This window comes from Roseomonas sp. AR75 (assembly GCF_005222815.1).
In the GTDB taxonomy this organism is placed as follows: Bacteria; Pseudomonadota; Alphaproteobacteria; order Acetobacterales; family Acetobacteraceae; genus Falsiroseomonas.
Genome location: NZ_STGB01000005.1, coordinates 26403 through 38806, shown reverse-complemented (window position 1 = coordinate 38806; position 12404 = coordinate 26403). Strand labels below are relative to the sequence as shown.

The 12404-nt window shown below is 72.8% G+C and carries 9 protein-coding genes; 3 read left to right on the top strand and 6 right to left on the bottom strand.

Annotated features, from left to right (window positions below; all coding sequences use genetic code 11):
- Positions 1 to 1332 (top strand): TRAP transporter large permease, encoded by a 1332-nt coding sequence (locus tag E4T13_RS19820; protein WP_137180086.1) that lies wholly within the window; start codon positions 1 to 3, stop codon positions 1330 to 1332.
- 64 nt (positions 1333 to 1396) lie between these two features.
- Here E4T13_RS19820 and E4T13_RS19815 read toward each other — a convergent pair whose 3' ends face one another.
- From E4T13_RS19815 to E4T13_RS19805, 3 genes are all read right to left on the bottom strand, one after another.
- Positions 1397 to 2374 (bottom strand): peptidoglycan-binding protein, encoded by a 978-nt coding sequence (locus E4T13_RS19815; protein ID WP_137180085.1) that lies wholly within the window; start codon positions 2372 to 2374, stop codon positions 1397 to 1399.
- Positions 2375 to 2485: 111 nt separating this feature from the next.
- Positions 2486 to 7030, bottom strand: a complete 4545-nt coding sequence (locus E4T13_RS30910) for a DUF4011 domain-containing protein (RefSeq protein WP_137180084.1) — start codon at positions 7028 to 7030, stop codon at positions 2486 to 2488.
- A 6-nt stretch (positions 7031 to 7036) separates the two neighbouring features.
- On the bottom strand, positions 7037 to 8611 hold the full coding sequence (locus E4T13_RS19805) for a Na+/H+ antiporter (protein ID WP_170985101.1): 1575 nt from the start codon (positions 8609 to 8611) through the stop codon (positions 7037 to 7039).
- Between the two features lie 64 nt (positions 8612 to 8675).
- Here E4T13_RS19805 and E4T13_RS19800 point away from each other — a divergent pair, with 64 nt between their 5' ends.
- Positions 8676 to 9623 carry a S1C family serine protease gene (locus tag E4T13_RS19800; protein WP_137180082.1) on the top strand — a complete coding sequence of 316 codons (948 nt, stop codon included), beginning with the start codon at positions 8676 to 8678 and terminating at the stop codon, positions 9621 to 9623.
- 167 nt (positions 9624 to 9790) lie between these two features.
- The gene (locus tag E4T13_RS19795) at positions 9791 to 10837 is read left to right on the top strand and encodes a patatin-like phospholipase family protein (RefSeq protein ID WP_137180081.1); all 1047 of its coding nucleotides are present in this window, start codon (positions 9791 to 9793) and stop codon (positions 10835 to 10837) included.
- Positions 10838 to 10930: 93 nt separating this feature from the next.
- Here the strand turns inward: E4T13_RS19795 and E4T13_RS29970 are convergent, their stop codons facing one another.
- The 3 genes from E4T13_RS29970 to E4T13_RS19785 form a co-directional block, all read right to left on the bottom strand.
- Complete coding sequence (locus E4T13_RS29970; RefSeq protein ID WP_170985100.1) at positions 10931 to 11092, bottom strand: hypothetical protein; 162 nt, start codon at positions 11090 to 11092, stop codon at positions 10931 to 10933.
- Positions 11089 to 11568, bottom strand: coding sequence for a DUF1003 domain-containing protein (locus tag E4T13_RS19790; RefSeq protein ID WP_137180080.1), 480 nt, complete (start codon positions 11566 to 11568; stop codon positions 11089 to 11091). The genes E4T13_RS29970 and E4T13_RS19790 overlap by 4 nt, the downstream gene beginning before the upstream one ends.
- 76 nt (positions 11569 to 11644) lie before the next feature.
- On the bottom strand, positions 11645 to 12397 hold the full coding sequence (locus tag E4T13_RS19785; RefSeq protein ID WP_137180079.1) for an SDR family NAD(P)-dependent oxidoreductase: 753 nt from the start codon (positions 12395 to 12397) through the stop codon (positions 11645 to 11647).
- Between the last annotated feature and the right edge of the window lie 7 nt (positions 12398 to 12404).

The following is a 12404-nucleotide window of genomic DNA, read 5'->3' as shown; positions in this document are numbered from 1 at the left end:
ATGGACCTCGCGCAGACCGAGGCCGGGCTGCTGCTGCTCGGCGCGCTGTTCGGCATCCTGGCGCTCGGCGTCTGGATCGGGCTCGGCCTGCTCGCCACCGGCCTTGTCGGGATCGTCGTGCTGCCCATCCTGATGCCGGGGATGGCGGCCTTCCCGGCCGAGAAGGTGCTGGGCAGCGCGGTCTGGGCCTCGCTCGCCTCCTGGACCCTGGCCGCCTTGCCGCTGTTCATCTGGATGGGCGAGATCCTGTTCCGCACGCGGCTCAGCGAGGATATGTTCCGCGGCCTGGCACCCTGGGTGCAGCGCCTGCCCGGCCGCCTGATGCATGTGAACGTCATCGGCTGCGGCATCTTCGCCGCCGTCTCCGGCTCCTCGGCCGCCACGGCCGCCACCGTGGGCAAGATGTCGCTGCCCGCGCTGCTGCAGCGCGGCTACCATGCGCCGCTGGCGATCGGTTCGCTGGCCGGCGCCGGCACGCTCGGCCTGCTGATCCCGCCTTCCATCGTGATGATCGTCTATGGCGTGGCGGCAGAGGTCTCGATCGTCCGCCTGTTCATCGCCGGCATCATCCCCGGCCTGCTGCTGATGGCGCTGTTCAGCGGCTACATCGCGGTCTGGTCGCTGCTCAACCCGTCGAAGACGCCGCCGGCCGACCCGCCCATGCCGCTCGGCGAGAAATTCCGCGCCAGCGGCCAGCTCTTCCCTGTGATCGGGCTGATCGGCTTCGTCATGGGCAGCATCTATTTCGGCTGGGCCACCGCGACGGAGGCGGCGGTGTTCGGCGTCGTCGGCGCGCTCGCGCTCTCCGCCTTCGGCGGCACGCTGACCTGGGCAAGCTTCACCGCCAGCCTGATGGGAGCCGTCCGCACCTCCTGCATGATCAACCTGATCCTGGCGGGCGCCGCCTTCCTGACCAAGGCCATGGCCTATTCCGGCATCCCCGCCGCGATGGCCGCCTGGGTCGGCGCGCAGGGCTTCTCGCCCTTCACCATCATCCTGGTGCTGACGCTGATCTACCTGCTGCTGGGCTGCTTCATCGACGGCATCAGCATGATCGTCCTCACCGCCTCCGTCGTGCTGCCGATCATCGCAGCGACGGGCTTCGACCTGATCTGGTTCGGCATCTTCATCGTGCTCGTCGTCGAACTCGCGCAGATCACGCCCCCGGTCGGCTTCAACCTGTTCGTGCTGCAGGGCCTGACCGGCAAGGACATCCTGACGGTCACGCGCAACACGATCCCGTTCTTCTGCCTGATGCTGGTCGCGGTGGTGCTGGTGACGCTGTTCCCGGCGATCGTCACCTTCCTGCCGAACACCATGTTCGGCGCGTGAAAAAGAAAAGGGGAGCCGGCATTCGCCGGCCCCCCGTTCACGCCGCAGCGTTCATCCGCGAAGGTCAGCGCCGCGCGGGATCCCCGGTCTGGACCTCCGAACCGGGCGGCTGCCCCGGGGGCGTGCTTCCGATGACGTTCCCGGCCGCATCGACGGGCCGGCCGGCACTGTCCGTGCGGGTCGTGCCCGTCATGCCCGCGCCCGAGGCCGGCCGAGGCGTCGAACCGGCTGCGCCGGTTTGGATCTCGGAGCCGGGCGGCTGCCCCGGGGGCGTGCTTCCGATGACGTTCCCGGCCGCATCGACGGGGCGACCGGCGCTGTCCATCCTGGTCGCGCCCGGCGCTGCAGCGCCCGAGGCCGGCCGTGCGGTCGAGCTGCCAGCACCGGTCTGGATCTGCGCACCCGGCGGGATGCCCGGGCCGGCGCTGCCGATCGGATGGCCGGCCGCGTCGCGCGGCCGCGAATCGCCCGCCTGGCTCGTCGTCATGCCGCCGCCCATATAGGCGCGGTTGGGATCGGTCTGGCCCGTGGCGCTGCTGCCGAGGCCGAGGCTCGCCGCCATCTGCTGCGAAGGCCGCCCGGTGGCCTGCATGTTGTTCGCGCGCTGCCAGTCCATCACCGCCTGGCGCGTGCGCGGGCCATAGACGCCATCGGCCGGCCCGGCGTCGTAGCCGCGGTTGTTGAGCGCACGCTGCAGCGCGCGGGTGTCGCTGCTGGCCATGCCGCTGCCACGATAGCTGCTGCTGCCGCTGCTGCGCGCATTGCTGCCCATCTGCGTGCCCGGCACGCGCGCATCCGGGTTGCTCCAGGGCGGCTCGCCCAGGTTGAGCGTGGAGGGCTCCGTTGCCGCGCCCGTCGCCGCCCCGGCGCCTGCGCCGATCGCCGCGCCCGCCAGCACGCCCGGCGGGCCGGCCAGCGCGCCGACGCCTGCACCGGTTGCCGCGCCGGCCGCCGCGCCGCCACCCACGCGATCCTGCTGGTTCACGCCGCACGCTGCCGTGATCAGGCCGAGCGCCAGGGCGCCTAGCATCCTCGTCTTCATCGTTCCGCTCCTATGTCCCGGCCGGCCGGCAGGAAATGCCGCCGGTCCGATTGGCGCGAAACGCGCCCCTGGACCGGAAGGTTGCGGCGAGGCGACAGATGCGCCGCTGATCTACGCGCGCAGCGCGACGGCGCCCGATCCGACCAGCGCCGCGATCCGTGCCGCAACCGCTGCGGTGGCACGCGCTTCCAGCCCCAGCAGACGCACCACGCCGGCGGCGAGTTCCTCCTCCGTCGCGATCGCCATCGCACCGAGCAGCGCCCTGCACGCCGCCTCGATCTCCGCCGGCGCAACCATCGCCGCGCGTTGCAGATGCGCCGCGGCGGCGCGCCGGTCGCGCGGCGCCGGCGGTGGCGCATCCTCCGCGCTCCAGAAGCCGTTCGTCTCCTGCACGCCCTGAAGCTGCGCGGCGAGCCGCAGCGCCTGCTGCAGCGCCGCGCGATCCGCCGCGTCCAGCGCCTCCCTGCCCCAGAGGATGCGCGCGCGTTCCGCGATGGCATCCGCATGCACCGGCTGCTCCGTGCGGATGATCGCCGCAAGGATGTCCGAGAGTTTGGCGAAGGGCACCGCGGGGATCGCGCTGTCCTTCGGCACCTCCGGCGTCGCTTCCTCGTAGGGTTGCGCCAGCCCGGGATCGGGGCCTGCCGATGCCGGCGGCGCGTCCTCCTGCGCGACAGGCGCGGCACCCAGCGCGGCGCGCAGCTTCGCGCGCTCCGCCTCCGGCCGTTGCAGCCAGGCCAGCGACCAGGCGCGGTGCAGCTTCCAGCCCATCATGCCGAGCGCGCCGGGCCGCCCGCGTTCCCGGTCGCGCGCGGCATGCACGCTGGCCCAGTCGCCGGCATCGGCCTCGACGCCCAGCACGAAATCCGCGCCCTCCTTCGCCGCGACATCCAGGTAGAGGCCGGAGATGCCGATGCGCGCGACGGCTTCCTTGCCCGTCGCCGCGATCTCCTGCGCGATGACGCGCGCGAGCGGCGCCGCGGCGTCCGCGCCCTCCGCGCGGCGCTGGTCGCCGGCGGCGGCGAAGCGCAGGAAGGCCTTCAGCGCGGCAACGCCCCGGCCGCTCGCGCGGTCGAGGTCGATGTCGTCGGGCGTGATCCCGCTGAACACCACGGTGCGCTTCTTCGCCCGCGTGATCAGCACATTGAGCCGCCGCTCGCCGCCGTCGGCGGAGAGCGGCCCGAAGCGCATCGCGAGCTTGCCGTCCGCGCCGCGCGCATAGCCCACGCTGATCAGGATCGCGTCGCGCTCGTCGCCCTGCACATTCTCCAGGTTCTTCACGAAGAACGGCTCGTCCTCATGCGCGGCGAAGAATTTTTCCGCATCGGGATCGGCGCGACGAAGCTTCTCGACCTCGTCAAGGATCGCGTCGCGCTGCTTGATCGAGAACGCCGCGACGCCGAGCGTATCGCCCGGCGTCTCCTTCGCATGCGCCATCACCGCCTGCGCCACCGCCTCCGCTTCCTTGCGGTTGACGCCCGCGCCCTGCTCCCAATGGCCATCCACCTTCACCAGCGAAAGCCCCAGCTTCGCCGACCGCGCGCGCGGCGAGGGCAGCACCATCAGCCGCCCCTCGTAGAACTCCGCGTTCGAGGTGGCGATCAGGCTCTCGTGCCGGCTGCGGTAGTGCCAGCGCAGCATCACATTCGGCACGCCGCGCGCATTGGCGAGACCCAGAATGCTCTCCACCTCCCGCGCCGCCACCGGGCCTTCCGCATATTCCTCCTCCGCGCCGTCATCCTCGCTGGTCATGCGCTGGAAGAATCGCGTCGGCGGCATCTGCTTGTCGTCGCCGACCACCACCACCTGGCGGCAGCGCGCGATCGCGCCGAGCGCATCGACGGGCTCGATCTGCGAGGCCTCGTCCATCACGAGCAGGTCGAAGGTGAGGGCAGGGCGCAACCCATGCGGCGGCGCCAGGAACTGCGCGACGGACAGCGGCGACATCATGAAGATCGGCTTGGCCGCCTGGATCGCCGGCCCCGCGCGCTCCAGCAGCGTGCGCACCGGCAGGTGGCCGCGCTTCTTCTCGAACTCGCCCTTCAGGATCTCGTAGCCCGGCAGGCCCGCGCGGACCTTCGCCAGCGCCTGCGCATGGGTCCAGGCCGCCTCCCGCCGCGTGAGCTCGATGCGCGCCTTGTCGGCTTCCGCGAACTCCGCGGCGAGGCGATCGAACTCCGCCCCATCGAAGGTCGCCAACTCGGGCCGCGCGCGCATCGCCGCCTTCAGCAGCGCCTCGTCCAGCGCGAAGGCGAAGGACCCTTCGGCCGTTTCGGGCGCGAGCCTGCCATCCGCCAGGCGTTCGGCGATCGGCGCCAGTGCAGCGCCCGCGCGCTCCACCGCGCGCTGCCAGCCAAGCCAGAGCGGCAGCCCTTCCGGCGCCGCCGCCCAGTCACCGAGCCGCGCGGCGATGTCCGCGCAGGACGGGTCGTCAGCGCCGAAGGCGAGCCGCGTGTCGAGGTTCGTCGCCGCGCACAACTCCTCCCACGCTCCTACCGCTCCCTCCCCCGCGTTGCGGGGGAGGGTCGGGGTGGGGGCCGCGCCCGCTTCGGCCAATGCGCCAAACGCGTCCGCGCCCTTCTCCACCCGCCACACCACCAGCGCCGCCATCGCGTCCGCGTGGCCCCACAGCGACCCGAAGGCGCCGCGCCCCAGCGTCTCGCCCGCGCGCAGGGCGCGCTGCGCTGCCTGTCCCGCCAGCGCCGCATCCAGCGCCGGCAGCGCATTCTCCGCATCGCGCGCCACCCGCGCCGCCACCGCCTTGGCGTTGCGCAGTGAGGACGAGAGGAACCCGAAGATCCCGCCGCCCTCCGCCAGCGCCGCCCGCGCCTCCGCGATCCCCTGCACCTCCAGCGCCCCCGGCTGCAGCCGCGGATCGCGCTCCGCCGCCGCAACCGCCGCCGCGGCCTCGGCCAGCGCGCGCAGCGGCGCCGGATCGCCCTGCCACGCCGGATGCCCCATCGCCGCCGGATCGTGGCGCGGCGCCGTCGCCGCGACCGCATCGCGCGCCATCGCCGCGCGCAGCGCCGCCGGCCCGACATCGCCCCCCGCCGCCAGCGCCCGGATCAGCGCCGGCAGCCTCGCGAGGAACCGCTCCTGGTCGGTCGGCGCCAGAACCTTCGTCACGCCGCGCCAGGCGCTGCGCGGCCCGCCTTCCGCCGCCCGCGCCGCAAGCTCCGCCACCGCGTCCCGCGCCTCCGCGATCGCGGTCTCGGTCCAGTCTCCCGGCAGCGCGAAATCCGGCGCCGTCACGCCGTCCGCCCGCAGCGCCACCAGGTTCCCCACCACCGCGTGCAGCGCGCGCCCGCTCTGCCCCACCTCGCCCGCCATCGCCGCCGCATGCGCGTTCAGCCGCGACCGCAGCGCGCCCAGCCGCTGCACCAGCGCCGCGCGTTCCGGCTTCTTCACGTTGGGCAGCGCCAGCGTCGCGCGCAGCTCGTCCAGCACCGCGCGCTTCGACTGCTTCTCCGAATGCAGCTCCAGGCAGGCCGCGCCGAGCCCCACCGTGCCGAGCCGCCGCTTCACCACCTCCAGCGCCGCCAGCTTCTCCGCCACGAACAGCACGCTGCGCCCGTCCAGCACGGCCTGGGCGATGATGTTCATGATGGTCTGGCTCTTGCCCGTTCCGGGAGGGCCCTGCACCACGACATGCCCGCCCTGGCGCACGGCTTCCGCGGCGAGCGCCTGGCTGCCATCGGTATCCACGACGTGATCCAGCCGCTCCACCTTGATCGCGGCATCCACATCGGCGTCGTCGGGGAAGGGGGGCGGCGCGGAGAGCATCGCGCCCCCGACCAGCGCCTGCACCATCGGGTGCTCGACCAGCCCGGGATTTTCCGTCGCACCCAGGTCGCGCCACATCAGGAACTTCGCGAAGGAGAACAGCCCGAGCGCGAGCCCGTCCGGGTCCACGCCCCAGCCCTCGCGCTGCCCGATCGCGTCCGCGACCTGCTCGGCCCACTTCGTCGGGTCGTAGGTCTCCGCATCGAATGCCGGCAGCGTCACGCGGAACTCCGCGCCGAGCTTCTCGCGCAGCGACAGATTCTCCTGCACCTCCAGCCCGCTCCAGCGGATGCGGAAATTCTGGCCGACGCCCTCGCGCTCCAACGTCACCGGCAGCAGCGCCAGCGGCGCCAGCCGTTCCGTCCCCGGCGTGCCCGGATCGCGCCAGGCGAGCGTGCCGATCGCCAGCGACAGCGTCGCGATGCCGGTCTCCTCCCGCGCGGTGCGCGCATCCGTCATCAGGTCGCGCAGGCGCCGCGCATACTCCTCCGGCGTCATCCGCGCGCGCAGCAGGAAGTCCACCTGCCATTGCTCCCGCGTCTTGCCCGCATCCGCCGCGGCGAGCCCCTCGGCCTTCTTCGGCTTCGCCGCGCGGCGCCGCTTCGGCTTCGCGCCATCCGCCGTCGCGTCCGTCTCCGCCGCCGATGCCGCTGACGACGACGGGGCCTCCGCCGCATCCGGCGCCGGCTCGAAGCCGAAGGGCTTGCCGTCCAGCAGCGCCTTCAGCACGAAATCCGCATCCTCGTCATGGAACAGCACGACGCCGCGGGAGCGCCCGGGCTTCGGCAGCGACAGCAGCCGGTTGCGCGTGGACAGGTCCAGCAGTCCCCGCCGCGCTTCGTCCAGTCTCGCCGCCAGATCCTGCGTCGCCATGCCGCCTCAGCCTTTCGGTGCCGCGCCGAGCAGCCGCAGGAAGCGCAGCTCCTCGAGATCCATTTCCATCTCCAGCGCCGTCAGCACCTCGTCCGAGAGCCCGTCGCTGCGGTGATGTTCCAGAAGCGCCTCCCGCCCGGCGCGCAGCGCCGCCAGCCGGATGCGCAGCCGCGCCTCCAGCTCCGCCTGGGCGCTGCCTTCCGCCACGCCGTGGAACAGCCTGGCCTTGTCGCGATACTCGCCGATCAGGTCGCGCGCCACCGCGCCTTCCAGCACGTCCTCCGCACGCCGCTCGATCTCCGCCAGCGTCGCATGCGCCACCTGCCGCCGCGCCGTCGCCTCCTGCGAGGGGATGCCCGCCTGCCGTTCCTCCTGCACCTCGAAGCGCTGGATCACCCAGCCCAGCGTCGTGCCCTGCAGGATCAGCGTGGCGAGGATTGCGGTGAAGGCCAGGAACACCAGCAGGTCGCGCTGCGGGAAATCCAGCGGCAGCGCCAGCGCCGCCGCCAAAGACACGACGCCGCGCATCCCCGCCCAGGAGACCACGAGCGCCTCGCCGAAGGTGTTGTGCCCCCGCGGCAGCCGGCCGTGGCGCACCAGCTGCCAGAGATACTCGCCGGGGATGACGTAGACGAAGCGCGAGAGGATCAGCACCGCCGAGATCGCCAGCGCCAGCCCCGCCAGCTCCCACGGGCTGGTCCCCGCCAGCCGGTCCAGGATGCCGCGCAGCTGCAACCCCACCAGGATGAAGATCAGGCTGGTCAGGATGAATTCGATGAAGCGCCACACCACCACCGAGGTCACGCGCGATTCGGCCGAGATCACCCGGTGCTGCTGCTGCCCCATCACCAGCCCCGCGCTGACCACCGCGATCACGCCGGAGGCGCCGAGCGCATCCGCCGCCATGAAGGCCGCGTAGCAGGCGATGAAGCTGACGGCCGTGTCCAGCAGCGCATCGTCCAGCCGGCGGAAGGCGGCGATGGCCAGGTAGCCCACCAGCACGCCGATCGCGATGCCGCCGGCCGCGACGAACAGGAAGTCGCCCGGCGCCTCATAGGGCGTGATGCTGCCGGCGACGACCGCCACGATGGCGAAGTGGTACAGCACCAGCGCCGTCGCGTCGTTGACCAGGCTCTCGCCCTCCAGCACCACCACCAGCCGCCGCGGCACCGGCAGCCGCCGCAGCACCGCCGACACCGCCACCGCATCGGGCGGCGAGACGATGGCGCCCAGCGCGATCGCCGCCGCCCAGGGCAGGTCCGGGATCAACAGCTTGATCGTGAGGGCCACGCAGGCCGCGGTGAACAGCACCGCCCCCACCGCCAGCAGCAGGATCGGCCGCAGCGCGGAGCGGAAGGCGCGCCAATCCGTCCGCCAGGCGCTGGCCTGCAGCAGCGGCGGCACGAAGAAGGCCAGCGCCAGCTCCGGGTCGAGGGTCACATGCGGCAGGTCCGGCACGAAGGCCAGCGCGATGCCGCCCAGCACCAGGATCACCGCATAGGGCAGCTTCGCCCGCCGCGCGAGCAGCGCAAACACGACGCAGGCCGTCACCAGGGCCAGGACGGCCTGCACGATCTCCATGCCCGGAACATACAAGCCATGCGCCCGCTTGGGGGAGGGGATCGGCATTCCCAAATTGGCAGCCATGCTCGATGCCCCCATCCCCCCCGACGGCGTCCTGCTGGACGCCTACTCCGTCGCCGTCACCGCCGCCGTGGAGCGGGCCGGGCCGGCGGTGGTGAACGTGGCCATCCGCGCCGGCCGTGGCGGCGGCGCCGGCTCCGGCGTGATCGTCTCCCCGGACGGGCTGATCCTGACCAACAGCCATGTCGTGCGCGGCGCCGGGACGATCCTGGTCGCCACCGCCGAGGGCCGCCGAATGCCCGCGCGCCTGCTGGGCGACGATCCCGACACCGACCTCGCCCTGCTGCGCGCCGAGACCGAGGCCGCGCTGCCCGCCGCGACGCTCGGCGATTCCGCATTGCTCCGCCCCGGCCAGCTCGCCATCGCCATCGGCAACCCGCTCGGCTTCTCCTCCACCGTCACGGCGGGCGTCGTCAGCGCGCTCGGCCGCACGCTGACGGGCGCAGGCGGCCGGCCGATCGAGGACCTGGTGCAGACCGACGCCGCGCTGAACCCCGGCAATTCCGGCGGCGCGCTGGTGGACAGCCGCGGCCAGGTGGTGGGCATCAACACCGCGATGATCGGCGGCGCGCAGGGTCTCTGCTTCGCGGTCGCGTCCAACACTGCGCTGGTCGTGCTCGGCCAGCTGATCCGCTTCGGCCGCGTCCGCCGCGCCCGGCTCGGCCTCTCCGGCCAGCTCGAAGCCATCCCGCGCCGCTTCGCGCGGCTGCATGGCCTGGACCAGGCGACCGGCGTGCTGGTGACGGAGGTGCAGCGCGGCAGCCCGGCCGATCGCGCCGGCGTGGAGCGCGGCGACCTGCTGCTGTCGGCCGCCGGCGAGCCGATGCTGGGCGTCGATTCCCTGCTGCGCTGGCTCACCGGCGACCGCGTCGGCGAGCCGGCGGAGCTGGTCGTCCTGCGCCGCGGCGACCTCCGCCGCTTCCGCGCGACGCCCGAGGAGCGCGCCTGAGCCCCCGAACGCCTTCCCAGGCCGCCTCTCCCCTCTCCCACGAAAAGCCCTCTCCCCCCCCCCAAGGGGGGGGAGAGGGTTGGGTGAGGGGGGCAACGAGGCATCGCGCTGCCTCTGGAACCGGGAAATGCGCTACGCTCCCACACCACCCAGAAGGGAGCCCCGCCATGCCCGGCACGGTCCGCATCCTCTCCCTCGATGGCGGCGGCATCCGCGGCCTGATCCCCGCCGTCGCGCTCGGCCACATCGCGGCCGCCCTCGGCCTGCCCGGCAAGTCTCTGGCCAATGCCTTCCACCTCGTCGCCGGCACCTCCACGGGCGGCATCATGGCGGCCGGCCTCTGCGCCCCAGGCCCGCTGCGCCACGGCCCCGCGGAACTGGCCGAACTCTACACCGTGCATGGCGGCACCATCTTCCCGCCCGGCGCCTGGTCGCACCGCAACCCGCTGTCCCAATGCAAATACGAACCCGCCGCGCTGGAAGGGCTGCTCACGCAGCGCCTCGGCGAGACGCAGCTGCGGGAGGTCGCGCCCGAGCTTCTCGTCACCGCCTGGGACCTGGAGCGTGCGCGGCCCAAGCTGTTCAGCTCCTGGCGCGCGCGGCTGCATGGCAGCGAGGATTTCCGGCTGCGCGACGTCGCGCGCGCGACCTCCGCCGCGCCCACCTATTTCCCGCCCGCCATCGTGGAATCGCTGGACGCGAACTACGCGCCCGCGCAGCGGCGCCATGCGCTGGTCGATGGCGGCGTCTTCGCCAACGACCCGTCCGCGCTGGCCCTGGCGGAGGCACGGCGGATCTTCCCGAAGGCCGACCGCGCCCTCGTGCTTTCGCTCGGCACCGGCGCGCGGGTCAACCGGATCGACGGGGCCAAGGCGCAGGCCTATGGCTTCGCCGGCTGGCTGCCCGGGCTGATCGACGTCTTCATGGACGGCGCCTCCGCCGTCACCGAGCATGAGATGATGCTGCGCCAGGCGCGCGACGAACTCGCCTATTTCCGGCTGCAGGTGGAACTGGATCCGCCGCCGCCCGCCTACACCATGGACGATGTCGCGCGGCCCACCATCGGCGGGCTGCAGAAACTCGGCGAGCAGGTCTTCGCGCGCTTCAAGGCCTCGGGCGCGCTGAACGGGCTGGTCATGGAGATGCAGAAGCCGCTGGCCAGCCCCGCCGCCATGGGCTTCGACCCCGACGCGCCCGGGCCAAGGCTGTCCTAGAACCCTCTCCCCCCGCAGGGGGGAGAGGGCAGGGTGAGGGGGGCGGGCAAGATCCGCGGGCGCTTGTGCTCTTCTCGCGACCCGGTCGCCGCATCACTTCCGGCTGATCAGCGCCACCACCAGCACGACCGCGGCGAGGATCGCGACCGACGCCATCCCCTGCACGATGTCGAAATTCTCCGCATCCGGCGCCACGAACAGCGCGGCCACCGCGCCGCCCGCCAGCAGCAGGATGCGGACGATCCAGCCGATCATGCCCGCCGCTCCTCCAGCTTCTCCAGCCGCGCGAGCGTGTCGCGCAGCAGCCGAGTCAACTCCTGCACCTCCTGCTCGCGCAGCAGGTCCACCTTCTCGTGCAGCAGCGCGATCTCCGCCTCCGCGCGCAGGTTCACCTGGTAGTCCGCCAGCGCGCGGTCGCGGTCCATGTCGGATTGGCGGTTCTGGCTCATCATGATGACCGGCGCCGTATAGGCCGCCTGGAAGGACAGCAGCAGGTTCAGCAGGATGAAGGGGAAGGGGTCCCACGCCTCGCGCCCCGCCACTGCGTTGGCGACGATCCAGGCGCCGAGCAGTGCCGACTGCACCGCGATGAACCGCCACGATCCCACCGTCGCCGCCACGGCATCCGCCAGCCTTTCGCCGAGACCCGGCGGCATCGGCGCATTGCCGCGCCGCCGCTTCGCCCGCGCGATGGTCCGCCGGATGTGATTCTGCTGCGCCGCGTGCCGCATCGTCGTCCCCCACGCCGGGAGGGGCCCGGGGAGGATCATCCTCCCCGGCGGGGCGCGGGGCGGAGCCCCGCACGGTTCAATGGCTGAACCGCCTGACCCCCCCATCCACATGGATCACCTGTCCCGTGATGTAGCGCGCCCGCGGGGAGCAGAGGAATGCCACCAGCACCGCCAGGTCCTCCGGCTCGCCCACATAGCCGACCGGCACCTCGCGCTCGGCCCATTCCCGCGCGATCTCCGGCGTCGGCAGGATGCGCGTGTCGATCTGCTCGGAATGGATGCGGCCGGGCGGGATGCAGTTCACGGTGATGCCGTCGCGCCCGAGATGTCGCGACAGTGCCTTGGCCCAGATATGCACCGCGCCGTTCGGCGCGTTGGCGGCGTTGATGCTGAAGGGCTCGTCCGGCCCGGTGATGTTCACGATGCGCCCGAATTTCTGCGCCTGCATCGCGGGCACGAAGGCATGCGCCATGCGCCGCCCGGCGTGGAAATTGAGGTCGAGGCTTTCCATCCAGACCGCCTCGCTGCCGAGGTCGGACTGCGGCCGGCTGCCGCCCGCGTTGTTCACGAGGATGTCGCAGCGCCCGAAGCGGCCGAGCACCGCGTCGCGCGTGCGCTCCGCCGCCCCCTCGCTGCGGAAATCCTCCACCACGATCAGCGGCTCGGCGCCCGCCGGCAGTTCCGCCGCCAGCTCCTCCAGCAGGTTGCGCCTCCGTGCCAGCAGCGCCAGCCGGCAGCCCTCCGCGGCCAGCATCCGCGCGATGCCGCGCCCGAGCCCCACCGAGGCGCCGGTCACCAGCGCCACCTTGCCGGTCAGTTGCAGGTCCATCCGCGTT